A 15,907-nucleotide genomic window follows, 5' to 3' on the forward strand; every position below is an offset into this window, starting at 1 on the left:
GCGTCAGTCCACGATGAACAGGGTGGCGCCCTGTGGCGACGTGGATCGATGGGGTTCCGCATTGTCGGCCACCTGGTAGCTCATGCCCGGCGCCAGGGTGAACTGGCGGCCGTCGGCCAGCTCGGTGTGCAATTCTCCGCTCAGGCACAGCAGCACGTGGCCTTTGACACACCAGTGGTCCGACACATACCCTGGCGTGTACTCCACCATGCGCACGCGCACATCGCCAAACTGCTGCGTGCGCCAGAAGGCCTGGCCGGCCTGCGCGCTTTTTTCCTCGCGGGGAATGCCAGACCAGTCGGTGGTGGCAAACGGGATGTCGTGTAGCTGCATTTTCTCCTCAGTCCTTCAGAGAAGCCATGGCGTTGATCTCGGCCGCGCCCCGGGGGCGCAGGCGCTGCACAGGGCCCGCCTTCATGCGGGGGCTCCTTGCCGGACGGGCATCCTCTTGCCCATGAACACCGTGGCGATCACCGCCAGGCCGAAGCCCAGGGTGGCCGCGTCCAGGCGCTCGCCCAGCAGCGGCACGGCGAAGAGCAGGCTCAGGAAGGGCTGGATAAGCTGCAGCTGGCTCACGCGCACGGCACCCAGCGCGAGGGCCCGGTACCAGGCAAAAAAGCCGATCCACATCGAGAACAGGGCCACGTAGACGAAGCCCAGCCAGCTCATGCCGCCGATGGAAGAGGGCACGGCGGGCGCGAACCACCAGGCCACCGGGATGGTCAGCGGAAGGCTGCACACGAGCACCCAGCAGATCACCTGCTCGGCGCCCAGGCGCGGCGTGAGCCGTGCCCCGCCGATGTAGCCGAAAGCGCCCGTGGTCATTGCAATGAGGAGATAGATGTTGGCCGCGCCCAGGTACAGCCCCCCTGCACGCCACACCATGAAGCCCAGCACCAGGCCGCTGCCCAGTACCGCGCACGCCCAGAACCCCGCGGAGGGCCGCTGGCGGAACCACAGCGCGCCGAGCACGGCGGTGGACAGGGGCAGCAGCGCCGTGACCACCGCGCCGTGGGTGCTGGGCACATGGCGCAGCGCCAGCGCGAGGAAGAGCGGAAACCCCACGATCACGCCAAAGGCCGTGATGGCGAGCAGCGGCCACTCCGCGCGGCGCGGCACGTTGAGCCGCCCGCGGCCGTGCTGCCACGCCAGGTAGGCCACGGACAGGAGCCCGGCCACCGCCGCGCGGCCGAAGGTGACGAACCAGGGCGAAAGCTGGGGGGCGTCCACGGGGCCCACCGCCAGGCGGGTCATCGGCAGTGTGGCGGCAAACAAGGTGACGCCCACCAGGCCCCAGACCAGCGCTTCGCGTTCCTGTGCGCGGTTCATAGGGTGAGCATCCACACGGCCGTGGCCACCAGCACCAGGGCCAGCGCGCGGTTGAACCAGAGCAGGCGGCTGCCCTGCGCCAGCCACTGGCGCAGCAGCGAGCCGACCAGCGCATAGACGAAATTGCTCGTGAACGCGAACACCATCATCACGGCGCAGATGATCGCCAGGCGCTCGCCGGGGTTGGCCGCCGGCTGCCCGGCCGCATTCACCACCCAGCCCGCGCTGAGCGTGAGCGCCAGCATCCAGGCCTTGATGTTCACGAACTGCAGGCCCACGCCCTGCCAGAAGGTCACGGAGAGGCGGGTGCTGTCCACTTCGGCCAGCTGGCCTGCGCGGCTGAGCTTCCAGGCCAGCCAGAGCATGTAGGCCACGCCCAGCAGGGTCACCGCCCAGCGCAGGGCCGGCACGCCCGTGATCAGCGCGCCCAGGCCCAGGCCGCTGCCGAGCATCAGCAGCGTCCAGCCCGCCGGAACCGCCAGGCAAAAGCGCAGGGCGCGCCGCAGGCCCAGGTTGGCGGCCAGCGCGGTGGACAAGGTGGTGTTGGGCCCCGGCGAGAAACTCATCGCGGTGCAGAACAGCAGCAGGGCAGTCAGTTCGGGGGCGCTCATGGTGCGGGGATAGGCGGGGCTCAGTGGGGGAACTTGTCAACGCTGAGGCTTCAATGTAATCTTCCAGCCCAGTACACAACCAATACAGTTCAGCAGCGCAGTTCGTGATCTGTATTGGCCGCGATAACAGTACACAAGGACACCGCCATGCTGATGAAAACCTCCACACAGTCGCTGACCGAGCAGCTGTCGGCGCGTTTTGGCGAGCGCATCCGCAACCGGCTGCTGGCGCCGGGCGCGCGCCTGCCGTCGGTGCGGCAGTGCGCGCAGCAGCACGGCGTGAGCCCCTCCACCGTGGTGGCCGCCTATGACCAGCTGCTGGCGCAGGGCCTGGTGGAGGCGCGCAAGAACCGGGGTTTCTTCGTGCGGGAGATGGCCACCGCGCTGCTGGAGCGGGCGCCGGAGGACGACGCGGCCGCGCAAGAGGTCGAGCGCGGCATGGGCAACTGGAGCACGGCGCACTGGTTCGCGGCCCGGGGCGCTGGGCGCGGCGCGGCGCGCGGGGCGCCGCCCGTCAATGCCACGGCGCTCATCCGCGGCATGTTCCACAAGGTGAGCGACAAGCCACAGCCCGGCATGGGCGTGTTTCCGCCCGACTGGCTGGAGTCCACCTTCATGCCAGCCGCCGTGCGCAAGGTGACCAACACGCGCGCGCTGCAGGACTTCTCGCTGCAATACGGCGAGCCGCTGGGCGACACGGGGCTGCGGCGGGTGCTGTCCAAGAAGCTGGCCACGCTCAGCGTGCACGCGGCGCCCGAGAACATCATCACCACCGTGGGCGCCACGCACGCGCTCGACATCGTGAGCCGCACGCTGCTGCGCCCGGGCGACCCGGTGATGGTGGAGGAGCCGGGCTGGGCCGTGGAGTTCGCGCGCCTGGCCGCCCTGGGCATGCACATCCTGCCGGTGCCGCGCCGCGCCGACGGGCCCGACCTGGAGGTCATGGCGAAGTACTGCGAGGTGCACCAGCCCAAGCTCTACGTGAGCGTGAGCGTGTTCCACAACCCCACGGGCTACTGCCTGTCGCCCGGCAGCGCCCACCGCATCCTGCAGCTGGCCAACCAGTACAACTTCCACGTGGTGGAGGATGACACCTACAGCCACATCGCGCCCGAGCATGCCACGCGGCTCACGGCGCTGGACGGGCTGCAGCGCACCATCTACGTGAGCGGCTTCGCCAAGATCCTCGCTCCCAACTGGCGTATCGGCTTCCTCGCAGCGCCCCCCTCGTTGATCGAGCAGCTGCTGGACACCAAGCTGCTCGCGACCCTCACCACGCCCGCGCTGCTGGAGAAGGCGCTGGCGCTGTGCATCGAGCAGGGCCAGCTGCGCCGCCACGCCGAGCGCATCCGCACGCGGCTCGACGCGGCACGCGCGCGCAGTGTGAAGCTGGCGCTCGGGGCCGGCTGCACCTTCGCGGCCGAGCCCGTGGGACTGTTCGGCTGGGTGGAGACGGGCGTGGACACCGACGCGCTGGCGCAGCGCATGCTGGACGAGGGCTATCTGCTGGCGCCCGGGGCGCTGTTCCACGCCGAGCGCAAGCCCAGCACCCTCATGCGCATCAACTTCGCCACCACGCAGGAGGCGGCGTTCTGGAAGACTTTCGCGCGCGTGCGCGATGAGCAAGGGCGGTAGGCAGATACCCTTGGCTCCAAACCGGGGTCGCTCCCACTGGACGCGTCTTCATCGCGCCATCAGCGGCCTCTGCGACCCCCGCGCACCTTCACCCCGGCTGGCCGTTGCGCACAGTGCGCGGCCCCGCCAGCGCCACCGTGGAGCCGGCTTTGCCGGGCCACGGGTGGCGCCCCCTGGGGGGGAAGACGCGCAGCGGCTCAGGGGGCTTCCGTGGGAGGTTTACTTCCTGTCGACCACCAGGTCTGACAGCACGCGCAGCAGGGCGCGGTTGACCTCTTCCAGGTCGAGCTCATAGGTCTCGCACAGCTGGCGGATGGCGCTGGCGTCGTCCGTCTCCAGCGCGCAGGCCATCTGCAGGCCTTCGGTGTAGGGGCCGGTGCGCAGCACCGTGGCATCGTAGATGCGCTCGGACAGGGGCAGGCGCCGCAAGATCGTGCCCAGGGATTCGCCCAGCAGCTCGTCGATCTGCGAGAGCAGGCCGCACAGGTAGATCTCGCGGCGCAAATCGTTTTCCACGCCCGCGTCCAGCAACTGCGCGGTCAGGCGGGCGCGCATCACCATGGCCTCGCGCACCGGGTGCATGTTGGGGTCCGTGCTCGCGTGGGGCAGCTGGTCGGACAGCCAGCGCTTGATGGAGCCGTAGCCCATCATCACCAGGCCCCGGCGCAGCGAGTCGATGCCGGTGCGCAGGCCGAGCGCGGCCGAGTTGGTGTACACCATGAAGCGGTAGGCCAGCAGCGGGTCCTCGCCCATGATGGCCTCGAAGATCTCGAGCGATTGCTCGTCGTCGATGGCCTTCATAAGCTTGAAGATCACCGCGTGCGAGGGTTGCTGGGGGTGGTGGCGCAGGCTGTAGAGCACGTCCTCCGACGGCCAGCCGGCCAGCGCCAGCGCGTTGTTCTGATCCAGGCAATGCTCCATGAGCGCGCGGCTGGCGACGTTTTCGTACATCTGCCCGGCCAGCACCGGGCTGGCGGCGCGCAGCGGCTGCGCGGGCGCGCCGGGACGGGCGGGCGCGGCCTGCAGCGCCGCCACGGCGTCTTCGGGGCGCAGGGTGAGCAGGCTGTTGTCGAAGCACTGGGCTATGTCGGGTTCTGGCAGCTTGCCCAGTTCACCCCGCCACACCAGCTTGAGGCCCCGCTGGTGCGCGGACCTGACGCGCGTGTAGATGGCGGAATCGGCCAGCCAGCCGCCCCGCACCTCGATCCACGGGGTGCCGCGCGGCGCGTGCTCGAGCATGTCGCACAGCAGCTGGCGGCTCTGGGGCGACAGCAGGATCGGCGGGGAACTGGCCGACCAGAGCTCCTGCAGCGTGCGCAGCAGATGGGCGGCATCGACCAGGGCCGTTGCCTCGCTGTGCACGTAGAGCTGGATGCCGGCGAGTTTGCGGGCGCGGCTCCACAAGGGGCGATAGCCCAGAATCAGGCTGCCAAGGACAGATTGGACCATGTGCTCTCAGGCAAATGTACGGGGGCCTGTTCCCGGGTGGGGGCATCCCCTCCACCGCGTGAGCAGGTCCTAGCTAATGAAGTTGAACAGAGACAGCTTCTGGACCTGGGCATAGGACTTGAGCGCAGCCTCATAGCCCACCTGCTGGTTCTGGAAGTCCGAAATTCCCTGGATCATATCGAGATCCTCGGCGCGTGAGCGGTCGCTTTCGAGCTGGATGGAGCGCTTTTCCTGGTCGCCCGTGATGCGGTCCGCGCGGTTGAGCAATTCACCCGCATAGCCGCGCATGTTGTGCATGCGCTCCAGGCCGATGTCCATGTTGCCCAGCGCCTGCCCCACGGCCTGCGCCGCCGCATTGCTGTTGGGTGCGTTGCGGATGCCGTTGATCGCGCTGTCCATGGTGCTGAACATGCTGGGGCTGGGCTGCAGGGTGATGGTGTCCCCGTTGGCCGGATTGCCCTTGATGTCGAAGGTCAGCCCCGGAATGCCAGTGACGGCAATGGTCACCGGCTTGTCCGATGGAAAGTCGGGCACCACCACGGCGGGGGAGACGGCGCCGGTGGTGGTGTTGGTGAGGGTGTAGGTGGCGGTCGTGGTGCCGGGCGTGGCTCCGGGGCCGACGGCGCTGAACGTGATGGTGTAGTTGTCGCCGGTCACCAGGCTCGGGTCCACGGGCGTGACGGCCGTGGTGTTGAGGATGCGCCCGGTGGGAATGGCGCTGATGCCGGCGGTGTAGACGCCGTCGCGCTGCGGGTCGAACATGAAGGCGGCTTCGCCGTCCAGCGCGCCGGGAATGGTCACGCCGGAGCTGGCCGCCTGCCCGGGCAGCCCGTCGAAGCTGTAGTCCGGCGAGCTGCTCAGCGGGCCGAGGAACGGCGCGAGCGCGCTGCCCAGCGCGCCCAGCAGCGGAATGCCGTTGGTGTCCTTGCGGTTGGCCACTTCCACCAGCTGTTCGCGCAGGCCCTGCAGCTGGTTGGCGATGGTGGTGCGCTCGTTGGGGGTGAGGGCGGCATTGCCGGCGCTCACCACCAGTTCGCGGAAGTTCTGTACCAGATTCACGGCATCGCCCAGGGCCGATTCGGCCTGCGCGATGGCGTTGCGCTGGGTTTCCAGCGCGCGCTGCTCGGTCTGGATGCGGGCCAGGCGGTTGATGGCGCGCTCGGCCTGCGCGGCCGACACCGGGTCGTCGCTCGCCCGCACCACGCGCTTGCCCGAGGTCAGGTTTTCCTGCAGGTTCGACAGGCTGGTCTGCCGCGTGCCCAGATTGCGCAGGGCGTTGTCATACATGTTGGCGGTGCCAAGGCGGTAGATGCTATTGCTCATGTCGAACTCCTAACTCCTGTCCGCATTCAGCGGCCCAGGCCCTGCAGCAGCGAGTCAAAGATGTTTTGCGCGATCTGGATCATCTTGGAAGATGCCTGGTAGGCCTGCTGGTATTGGATCAGCCTTGCGGCCTCTTCGTCCAGATTCACCCCCGAGATCGCGGTGCGGTCCCGCTCCAGGTTGGACGCGATGGTGGTGGACAGCTCGGCGGCGAACAGCGCGCTCTGCGTGCGGGTGCCCACCTGGGCGATGGCGCCCGCGTAGCCGTCGCTGAGCGTGGAGTCGTCGAACATCTTCACGTCGCGCAGGCCCATGAGGGCGCTGGCGTTGCCCGAGTTGCGGGTGAACGTGTCGCCGTACTGGGGGTCGGCGGCGTTGCCGATGACGACCGTGTCGCCGGTGTTCGGCGAGCCCTGCAGCTTGATCTCCCAGCCGTTGATGGAGATGGCCGCGCCGGGCGTGTAGGGCTGTGCGGCGGCGATCGTCGTGGGGGGCGCCGTGCCGCGGTCCAGCACGTCGTAGGTGGTCGGCGGGCCGGCGGTGAAGCGCAGCTGCACCCCGCCCAGGATCGGCGGCACCGCGGCCGGGTTCGCATTGGCCGGCAGCACCAGCCCCGGCGGGTTGGGCAGGCCCGTGGCCTTGAGCCCCGACAGCTGCAGCGTTCCGCCGTTGGACGTGCCCATGGCCGCGTTGACCGGATTGGCCACCGCCAGGTCGCGTGGCGAGTACACCAGGGACTGGATGTTGGCCGCCGCCGTGCTGAACGGCTTGAACAGCATGCGCTCGCCGGGGTTGCCGGGCGTGGTCAGGTTGAAGTTCAGGCCGTCGATCTGCAGCGTGGCGAGGTTGGCCGCGTCGGTGAAGGGGGTGGACTTGCCGTCCGACAGCCGCACCACCTGCCCGGCCGTGCCGGTGGTGAAGCGGATCTCGTAGTCCGACGCCGCGAACTGCGTGGGGCCGGTGAAGGACACCGTGCCCACGCCTGCGCCGTTGGTGTGGCCCGGCATGCTGGTGGGTACCGCGAACAGGTCCTTGCCCAGCGCGCCGTCGAGCGTGAGGCCCAGGTTGTGCTGGTCGTTCATGGTCATGCCGATGGCCATCGCCATGCGGCCCAGCAGGTTGCGGCCTTCGCTCAGGTCGTTGTTGTTGAAGCGCAGCAGGCCGGACATCGACCCGCCGCCCAGCACGTTCTCGTCCATTTCCACGGCCGGTGCGCCGGGCCGGTTGAAGAACAGCTTGAGCTGACCGCTGCCGGGAAAGGCCGTCGCATCCCCGACCGACAGGCTGGTCGCCGTGGTGCCCAGCACCAGGGGCTGGCTGCCCGCCACGAACAGGCCCACGGTGCCGTCGTCGGCCGGGATCTGCGTGGTCTGCACGTACTGGTTGATGTCGCGGATGATCTGGTCGCGCTGGTCCAGCAGGTCGTTGGGCGTCTGGCCGTTGCCCTTGGCGCGCGCGATCTGCTCGTTCACGCTGGCCATCTGCTGGGCCAGGCTGTTGACGGCCGTCACGCTGCTCTGCAGCTGTTCGGTGACGGTGTACTGGATCTCGTTGATGCGGTCGGCGGCCGAGCGCATGCGCGAGGCCGTTTCGTCCATGCGCGTGAGCACCACGGTGCGCGCCGTGATGTCGGTGGGGGCGCTCACCACGTCCGAGAACGCATTCATCATGTCGTTGATGGCGGCACCCAGGCCCGCCGTGCCGCCGCTGAAGACCTCCTGCAACTGGCGCAGGCGCTCGGCCCGCACGATGTCGGACGACTGCACCGAGCCCGCCGTGGCCGACTGGCGCGTGAGCAGCTCGCTCTGGTTGCGCAGGATGGTCTGCACGTCCACGCCCTGGCCGATGTAGCCGCCGCCGGTGAACTGGCCCTGCACGGTCTGCAGCACCACCGTCTGGCGCGAATAGCCAGGCGTATTGACGTTGGCGATGTTGTGGCCCGCCGTCTGCAGGGCCACCTGGTTGGCCAGCAGGGCGCGGGCGCCGACGTTGAGAAGACTCATGGCTTACCTCGGCTTTCTCATCACGCCTGGGCGCGCTGTACGCGCAATGCGCTGTTGATGGCGCCGCTGAGCTTTCGGGCGTATTCGGGGTCGGTGGCGTAGCCCGCCTTTTGCAGTTCGGCCGCATAGGCCACGGCGGAGCCGCTCTTGGCGGTGGCCTGCGCCTTTTCGTAGCGGGGGTTGTCCGTGATCAGGCGGGCGTAGTCCCGGAACGAATCCTCGTACGAGTCGTAGGCGCGGAATTTGGCCGTCACCTTCTGGGGCTTGCCGTTGATGTACTCGGTGGTGGTGATCTCGGCCACCTTGCCGGTCCAGCCCTTGCCGGCCTTGATGCCGAACAGGTTGAACGAGTTGGAGCCGTCCTTGTTCCGGATCTCGCTCTTGCCCCAGCCGGTTTCATGGCCGGCCTGGCCCAGCATGAAGCTGGCGGGAATGCCGCTGTCCTGGGCCACGCGCTCGGCGGTGCCCGAGAGGTGCTGCACGAAACCCTCGCGGCCCTTGGGGGCCTGCAGGGTGGCCTCCGCGGGGGCTGCCGTGGCCGGCGCGGCGGCGCGGGGCAGCGCCTGCTGCTGCAGGCTCAGGGTGGAGGGCACGGAGAAGTTGGCGTCGGCGCCCCCCATCTGGCGCGACAGCTGGCGGGCGATCGCCTCGGACAGCCCGCCCTGCATGCCGGACATGCTCACGGACAGTTGCTGGTCGAGCATGTCCTGCCCCAGGTTGGCCTGCTCTCCCTCCATGAGGCCGGATTTCATCGTGGCGTCGCGCATGCTCTTGATCAGCTCGCGCATGAACAGCGACTCGAACTGCTTGGCCACCTCGCGCGTGGTCTGGGCGCTGCTGGCCGTGCCCGCGTCGTACTTGAGGGAATTGAGCGAGCGGATGTCCACCGCCAGCGCATTGGATGTGCTGGTGGTGCTGGACGAAGGGAGTGTGAGGGCCATGGTCAAGACTCCTGCGCTGGGCTACCCACAGACAGTGAATTGGGCGCTGCCCAGGCCAGTGCACCCGTGGAACTGGCTTCGCCAGGCCACCAGGTGCGTCCCCCTTTGGGGGAAGGCGCGAAGCGACTCAGGGGGAGCATTTAGATCACTTCCAGCTCGGCGTTGAGCGCGCCGGCAGCCTTGATGGCCTGCAGGATGGCCAGCAGGTCCTGCGGCGTGGCGCCCAGCGTGTTGAGCGCCTTCACCACGTCCGCGAGCTGGGGCGAGGGCGGCATCTGGATGATGTTGCCCGGCTCCTGGTTGATGCGGATGTCGCTTTGCTGCGCCACCACGGTCTGCCCTTGCGAGAGAGGGGCAGGCTGGCTGATGATGGGCGTGGAGCTGATGGTGATCGACAGGTTGCCGTGCGCGATGGCGCAGGGGCCCAGCGTGACCGCCTGGTTGAGCACCACCGAGCCGGTGCGCGCATTGATGACGACCTTGGCCGAGGGCGTGGACGACTCCAGCGCCAGCTCTTCCAGGTCGGCGATGAAGCCCACGCGGGCGCCGGGGTCGAGCGGCGCGCGCACCTGTACCGTGCGGCCGTCAAGCGCCGTGGCCAGGCCGCTGCCCAGCTTGGTGTTGATGGCCTGCGCCACGCGCCGCGCGGTCTGGAAGTCGGAGGCGTTGAGCCCGAGGTTGATGGTGTCGCCCTCGTTGAGCGGCGTGGGCACGGCGCGCTCGACCTGCGCGCCCTGGGGAATGCGGCCCGCGCTCAGGTGGTTGATCTGGACCTTGCTGCCGCCGGCCGAGGCACCCGCGCCGCCGACCACCACGTTGCCCTGGGCGAGTGCATAGATCTCGCCATCGGCGCCGCGCAGCGGCGTGACGATCAGCGTGCCGCCCTTGAGCGACTTGGCGTTGCCCATGGAAGAGACGTTGATGTCGATCATCTGGCCGGGCTGGGCGAACGCGGGCAACTGCGCCGTGACGATCACCGCCGCCACGTTCTTGAGCTGCAGCTGATTGGCCGAGCCGGGTGGCAGGCTGATGCCCATCTGCTGCAGGTAGTTGGACATGGCCTGCGTGGTGTAGGGCATCTGCGTGGTCTGGTCGCCCGTCCCGTCCAGGCCCACCACCAGGCCGTAGCCCGTGAGCTGGTTGGTGCGCACGCCCTGCACCGCCGCCACTTCCTTGATGCGCAACGCGTGCACGGGCATGGCCAGGCAGGCGGCCACGAGGGCCAGCAGCAGCCACAGCGCGCGCGCGGAGCGTGGCAGGAGGGAATGGGACAAGGCTTTCATGGCATCCATTGTGGGCGGCCCCGCCAGGAACTAAAACCCAAAAAGAAGCGGGTTCACCGGCTTATTGCGTGCGTTCCCGGGCGGGTGGGGAACGGCCAGTGGTGCGCGGAAAACCAGGCAGGCGCCGGTGCCGCGCTATAGGAGGAAATATGATTAAAAACAGCCTCTGCCGCTTGATGAGACAGTGCTGGTAGCTATAAATTGTGTAGCAATTATGGTGTGGGAACACTACAGCGCCCAAACGTACAAAGTCTCCATGTCTCCCGATATTGGAGCCCGGGCGCATCCCGAACCCGCTCCACGTAAAAACTGGCGCGCCCCAGGCGAGGGCCGCCGCGCAAGGGCCGCCCCGCCGCGCTGGCGGCGTCCCCCTCCCGTAGCGCGCAGCGCGTAGAGAGAGGGGGAAGGCGCGCAGCGCCTCAGGGGGTGAAACTCCAGAACCTCTAGAACGGCGTGATGGTATTGAAGAACCGCCCCATCCAGCCCATGGCCTGGGCCTCGCCCTGCGCGCCACGGCCACGGGATTCCACCCGCACGTTGGCTACCTGGGTCGAGTTGACGATGCTGCCCGGCTGCAGCGCGCGCGGATCGATGGTGCCCGAGAAGCGCAGCACGTCCACGTTCTGGTTGACGCCGATCTGCTTCTCGCCCGTCACGACCAGGTGGCCGTTGGGCAGCACGTCCACCACCGTGGTGGTGATCGACCCCGTGAAGGTATTGGCGCTTTCGGTGCCGCCCTTGCCGGAGAAGGTGTTTTCCGAGGCCGCGCCCAGCGTGGTGCGGTCGGCCAGCGATTTCTTCACGAAGGGCAGGTTGGTGATGCCGGCCGAGGCCTCGGAGGTGCGGTCCACCGTGGAGGAGGATTTCTGGCTGGCCGTCACGTTCTCGACGATCATGACCGTCACGTTGTCGCCCACCATGCGCGCGCGGCGGTCTTCGAAGGCGGGGCGGTAGCTGGCCTGGTGGAACAGGCCGCCCGTGACCGGTGGCGGCGTGCGCGGGGCGGCGGCCAGCGGAGGGGGCGTGGTGGGAAGGATGTCCACCGGCGGGGGCGGCGACATGGTGGCGCAGCCCGTGAGCAGCAGGGCGCCCGCGGCGGCGGCGGCCAGGGCTGGGAGGCGTGTGGAGTGCAGCATGGCGAAAGGTCCTGTCGTCGTCACAGCTGGCTGAGCTTGGCCAGCATCTGGTCAGAGGTCTGGATGGCCTTGGAATTCATTTCGTAGGCGCGCTGGGTCTGGATCATGGTGACCAGCTCTTCCACCACGTTGACGTTCGAGGCTTCCAGGAAGCCCTGCTTGAGAATGCCCAGCCCGTTGGTGCCCGGCGTGCCCTGCTGCGGCTGGCCGGAGGCGGCCGATTCCTTGAACAGGTTCTGCCCGATGGGCTCCAGGCCAGCCGGGTTCACGAAGGCCGACATGGCCAGGTTCCCCAGCGGCTGGGGCTGGGTGTTGCCCTGCACCGTGGCGGACACCACGCCGTCGGCGCTGATGCTCACGCTCGTGGCGTTGGGGGGCACGGTGATGCCGTTGGCCACGGGCAGGCCGCTGGAGGTGACGAGGCGGCCCTGCGCATCCACCTGGAACGAGCCATCGCGCGTGTAGCCCAGGGTGCCGTCCGGCATGGTCACTTCAAAGAAGCCGTTGCCGTTGATGGCCACGTCCAGGTTGTTCTTGGACTCCTGCAGGCTGCCCTGCACGAAGTTGCGGCTGGTGGCCACCGTGCGCACGCCCAGGCCCAGGTGCAGGCCGGTGGGCAGCTGGTTCTGTTCGGTGGTGTTGGCGCCCACCTGGCGCAGGTTCTGGTAGATCAGGTCCTCGAACACCGCGTTGTTGCGCTTGTAGCCGGTGGTGGAGACGTTGGCCAGGTTGTGCGAGATGACGTCAAGCTGGGTCTGCTGGGCAGACATGCCGGTCTTGGCGATCCAGAGGGAGTTGATCATGGTGTGCTTCCTTCCTTGGGCGATGCGGGCGTGGGTGGTGCCGCGTCAACCGTTCATGCCCAGCAGCTGGCTGGCGGTCTTGTCATTGGTCTCGGCGGTCTGCAGCAGGCGCATCTGCTGCTCGAACTGGCGCGATGCGGCGATCATCCCGACCATGCTCTCGACCGGGTTCACGTTGGAGCCTTCGACGGCCCCCGCGAGCATGCGGGCGTTGGCATCGTTCGCGATGGGATCGCCGGACGTGGTGCGAAACAGGCCGTCATCGCCGCGCTTGAGCGGGTCTTCCAGCGTGGGCGTGGCGAGCTTGAGCCGGCCGATGGCCTGCGCGGGCTGGCCCGCGGCCTTGGCGGTGACCGTGCCGTCCGAGCCCAGCGTGACCTCGGCGCCCGGCGGGACGTCAATGGGCGCTCCGCCATCGGAGAGCACCGGCAGCCCGGTGGGCGTGAGCAGCTGGCCCGTGGCCGACAGCTCGAAGGTGCCCGCGCGGGTGTAGGCCTCGGTGCCGTCCAGGCCCTGCACGGCAAACCAGGCGTTGCCCGCGGCCATGGCATCGAGATTGCGGCCGGTGCGCTGCACGGGCCCGGGCGTGTTCACATGGCCGGAGGTGGCTTCGAGCGCGAACACGCGGGTCTTGGAGCCGTCGCCCTGCAGCGGCACCGAGCGGAAGGTGGAAAGCTCCGCGCGAAACCCCTGGGTGGATGCGTTGGCGAGGTTGTTGGACAGCACGGCCTGCCGGTGGGCGGCGGCGTTCGCGCCCGTCATCGAGGTGTAGATGATGCGGTCCATGGTGCGATGCTCCTTTCAGTACCCTGCAGTGCTGCGTGCCGTGCGCAGCGTGTGCAACCGGCGCGGCCCAGGCGCGGGCAGCCGCGCAAGGGCCGCCCCGCCGCGCTGGCTGCGTCCCCCTTCCGGAGCGCACAGCGCGCCGAGAGAGGGGGAAGGCGCGAAGCGACTCAGGGGGTGTTTCATCTCAGGTTCACCAGGGTGGACATCACCTGGTCTTGCGTCTTGATCGTCTGGGCGTTGGCCTGGTAGGCACGCTGCGCGGTCATCATGTTCACGAGTTCGGCCGTGAGATCGACGTTGGAGTCTTCCAGGGCGCCCGAGCGCAGGGCGCCGAAGTTGCCGTCCGTCGCGGTGCCCACCACGGGCTGGCCGGATTCAAAGGTGGCCACCCAGTTGTTGCCGCCCACAGAGGCCAGGCCCTGCGTGTTGCGGAAGCTCGACAGCGCGAGCTGCCCTTCCGCGCGGGTCACGCCGTTGGAGTAACGGGTCATGATCATCCCGTTGTTCTCGATGTTGATGCCGGTGAGCTCGCCCGTCGTGTAGCCGTCCTGGCTCAGGTTCGAGACCGCGAACTTGCTGCCGCTCTGGGAGACCTTGTCCAGGCTCACGTCAACGGTGAACGTGGGCAGGTTGTTCGGGTTGGGCGGCGTCGGATTGACGGTGAGCGGCAGCGAAAAGCCCGTGGCGGGTGGCGTGGCGGTGGGGCCGGTGATGACGCCGTTGTTGTCGAACGTGATCTGGCCGATGGGGGTGGCCACCACGGGCGGGGTGGCCGTGGGATCGTCGAGCGCGTCGTACACGTCCCAGGTGTTGTCCGTCGCGGTCTTCTGGAAGTACAGGCTCACCGGCTTGGCCACGCCCTGGCTGTCGAACACGTTGATGGAGGTGCCATAGGTGGCGCGCGGCGTGGCCGGGATGGGTGGCGTGGCGGCGGGGTCGCCGGCCGCGTCGGTGGCGGTGGCGGGCAGGTTGAAGGCCGCGGTGATCTTCGTCGTCTGCTTGGCCGGGATCGGCTCGGAGGTGGGGAAGACCATGGGGATGGGGTCGGTGCCCGAGCGCAGGCCGGTCACGGGGTCCACGGGGTAGCCCATCACGTTCGCGTTGTCGTTCGTGATCATGTTGCCCTCCTTGTCCAGCTTGAAGTTGCCGGAGCGGGTGTAGGCGGGCGTGCCGTCGGGCAGGGTCAGCGTGAAGAAGCCATTGCCGTTGATGGCCACGTCCAGGCTGTTGCCCGTGATCGTGAGGTTGCCCTGGGTGAACTGCTGCGAGACGGCGCCGACTTCGACGCCGATGCCCGCGTTGGTGCCGCCGGCCGAGCCGATGGCGGAAGCGACCATTTCAGCGAATTCCGCCCGCGAGGCCTTGAACCCGACGGTGTTGGAGTTGGCAATGTTGTGTCCGATGACGTCGAGGTTCTTGCTGGCGGCATTCAAGCCCGAGAGGCCTTGCTGAAAACTCATGGTGTTCTCCTGATAGAGGCGAAGAAAGGGTTTGGGCCGGCGTTAGACCAGGGCCTTGATCTGGCTGTAGCTGATGGTCTTGCCGTTCGCGAGCGTCAGCTTGAGCTGGCCGTCCTCGGCGCCCGCGGCGGTGACCTTGGACAGGGACAGCGGCGTGCTCGACAGCTTGGCCGAGCCGTTGACGGCGCTGACGCGGAACTGCAGCGCATCGGTGGCGCCGGTGTATTTGCTGGCGTCCCACTCGAACGTGTGGCGGCCCGCGGCCTTGGCGCCCAGGTCGATGGTGTCCACCACCTGGCCGCCCGCGGTGGTGACCTCGATCTTCACGTTCGTGGCGGCCGAGGGCAGCTCGAAGCCGCCCTTGCCGACCTTGTCGGCCACGGCGACGCTCGAGCCTTCGGTCATCACGTTGCGGCCGATCAGCGCCGTGCCCTGCATCACCTGCAGCGAGTTGAACTGCTCGGACATGCTCTGCATGGTCTGGTTGAGCTGCTGGATGCCGGTCACCGTGTTGATCTGCGCGATCTGCGAGGTCATCTGCGCGTTGTCCAGCGGGTTCATCGGGTCCTGGTTGTTCAGTTGCGCGACGAGCAGCTTCAAGAACCGGTCCTGCGCGGCGGCGGGGTCGGTGGCGGCGTTGGCTTTCGTGCCGGTCGCATCCGTCAAGGAAGGGGCGTTGGTGGCGCTGAGGATCATGGTGGGGTCTCCCGGAAATTACTGGCCCATCTGCAGGGTCTTGAGAAGCAGCGACTTGGCCGTGTTCATGACCTCGACGTTGTTCTGGTACGAACGGGAGGCGGAAATCATGTTGACCATTTCCTCCACGGCGTTGACGTTGGAGTGCGTCACGTAGCCCTGCTCGTCGGCCGAGGGGTGGGCGGGGTCATGCACGCGGCGTCCGGGGGTGTTGCTTTCGCTGATGGCGCTCACCCGCACGCCGGCCGAGCTGTCGGCGCCCATCGGCGCGGTCTGGAACACCACCTGGCGCGCCTTGTACGCCTGGCCGTCGGGGCCGGCCACCGCATCCACGTTGGCCAGATTGCTGGCCACCACGTTGAGCCGCTGCGACTGCGCGCTGACGGCGCTGCCCGACACGCTGAAGATGGAGAACATGGACATGGGGTGACTCGCTTTCTGCGCTGCAATGC

General features: G+C 68.2%; 15 protein-coding genes. 1 reads left to right on the top strand and 14 read right to left on the bottom strand.

Annotated elements, in window-relative coordinates; all coding sequences use genetic code 11:
• Nucleotides 1-3: 3 nt before the first annotated feature.
• The 3 genes from AC07OD_RS17820 to AC07OD_RS17830 form a co-directional block, all read right to left on the bottom strand.
• Nucleotides 4-333: a DHCW motif cupin fold protein gene (locus AC07OD_RS17820; RefSeq protein ID WP_218341815.1), complete on the bottom strand. Its 330-nt coding sequence runs from the start codon at nt 331-333 to the stop codon at nt 4-6.
• An 81-nt stretch (nt 334-414) separates the two neighbouring features.
• Nucleotides 415-1,329: a DMT family transporter gene (locus AC07OD_RS17825; RefSeq protein WP_218341816.1), complete on the bottom strand. Its 915-nt coding sequence runs from the start codon at nt 1,327-1,329 to the stop codon at nt 415-417.
• Complete coding sequence (locus tag AC07OD_RS17830) at nt 1,326-1,940, bottom strand: LysE family translocator (protein ID WP_369643505.1); 615 nt, start codon at nt 1,938-1,940, stop codon at nt 1,326-1,328. The genes AC07OD_RS17825 and AC07OD_RS17830 overlap by 4 nt, the downstream gene beginning before the upstream one ends.
• Nucleotides 1,941-2,087: 147 nt before the next feature.
• Between AC07OD_RS17830 and AC07OD_RS17835 the strand changes: the two genes are divergently transcribed.
• On the top strand, nt 2,088-3,575 hold the full coding sequence (locus tag AC07OD_RS17835; protein WP_494597663.1) for an aminotransferase-like domain-containing protein: 1,488 nt from the start codon (nt 2,088-2,090) through the stop codon (nt 3,573-3,575).
• A 219-nt stretch (nt 3,576-3,794) separates the two neighbouring features.
• Here AC07OD_RS17835 and AC07OD_RS17840 read toward each other — a convergent pair whose 3' ends face one another.
• From AC07OD_RS17840 to flgC, 11 genes are all read right to left on the bottom strand, one after another.
• Entirely contained in the window at nt 3,795-5,024 is a 1,230-nt protein-coding gene (locus AC07OD_RS17840; protein ID WP_494597664.1) for an HDOD domain-containing protein, read from the bottom strand.
• 69 nt (nt 5,025-5,093) lie between these two features.
• Nucleotides 5,094-6,347, bottom strand: a complete 1,254-nt coding sequence (gene flgL / locus AC07OD_RS17845; RefSeq protein ID WP_494597665.1) for a flagellar hook-associated protein FlgL — start codon at nt 6,345-6,347, stop codon at nt 5,094-5,096.
• A gap of 26 nt (nt 6,348-6,373) precedes the next feature.
• Nucleotides 6,374-8,350, bottom strand: coding sequence for a flagellar hook-associated protein FlgK (gene flgK, locus AC07OD_RS17850; protein WP_218296944.1), 1,977 nt, complete (start codon nt 8,348-8,350; stop codon nt 6,374-6,376).
• Between the two features lie 20 nt (nt 8,351-8,370).
• A complete protein-coding gene (gene flgJ, locus AC07OD_RS17855) occupies nt 8,371-9,291 on the bottom strand; it encodes a flagellar assembly peptidoglycan hydrolase FlgJ (protein WP_218296945.1) in 921 nt (306 codons plus the stop codon).
• Nucleotides 9,292-9,431: 140 nt separating this feature from the next.
• Nucleotides 9,432-10,574, bottom strand: a complete 1,143-nt coding sequence (locus AC07OD_RS17860; RefSeq protein WP_218341819.1) for a flagellar basal body P-ring protein FlgI — start codon at nt 10,572-10,574, stop codon at nt 9,432-9,434.
• 443 nt (nt 10,575-11,017) lie between these two features.
• Nucleotides 11,018-11,710 carry a flagellar basal body L-ring protein FlgH gene (locus tag AC07OD_RS17865; protein ID WP_369643501.1) on the bottom strand — a complete coding sequence of 231 codons (693 nt, stop codon included), beginning with the start codon at nt 11,708-11,710 and terminating at the stop codon, nt 11,018-11,020.
• Nucleotides 11,711-11,730: 20 nt separating this feature from the next.
• Nucleotides 11,731-12,513 (bottom strand): flagellar basal-body rod protein FlgG, encoded by a 783-nt coding sequence (gene flgG / locus AC07OD_RS17870; RefSeq protein ID WP_218296948.1) that lies wholly within the window; start codon nt 12,511-12,513, stop codon nt 11,731-11,733.
• Between the two features lie 45 nt (nt 12,514-12,558).
• Entirely contained in the window at nt 12,559-13,299 is a 741-nt protein-coding gene (gene flgF / locus AC07OD_RS17875; protein WP_218296949.1) for a flagellar basal-body rod protein FlgF, read from the bottom strand.
• Nucleotides 13,300-13,478: 179 nt separating this feature from the next.
• A complete protein-coding gene (gene flgE, locus AC07OD_RS17880) occupies nt 13,479-14,759 on the bottom strand; it encodes a flagellar hook protein FlgE (protein WP_218296950.1) in 1,281 nt (426 codons plus the stop codon).
• Between the two features lie 42 nt (nt 14,760-14,801).
• Entirely contained in the window at nt 14,802-15,455 is a 654-nt protein-coding gene (locus AC07OD_RS17885; RefSeq protein ID WP_494597666.1) for a flagellar hook assembly protein FlgD, read from the bottom strand.
• An 18-nt stretch (nt 15,456-15,473) separates the two neighbouring features.
• Nucleotides 15,474-15,878 carry a flagellar basal body rod protein FlgC gene (flgC, locus tag AC07OD_RS17890; RefSeq protein WP_218296952.1) on the bottom strand — a complete coding sequence of 135 codons (405 nt, stop codon included), beginning with the start codon at nt 15,876-15,878 and terminating at the stop codon, nt 15,474-15,476.
• Between the last annotated feature and the right edge of the window lie 29 nt (nt 15,879-15,907).

Source organism: Acidovorax sp. GW821-FHT10E03 (assembly GCF_059415205.1).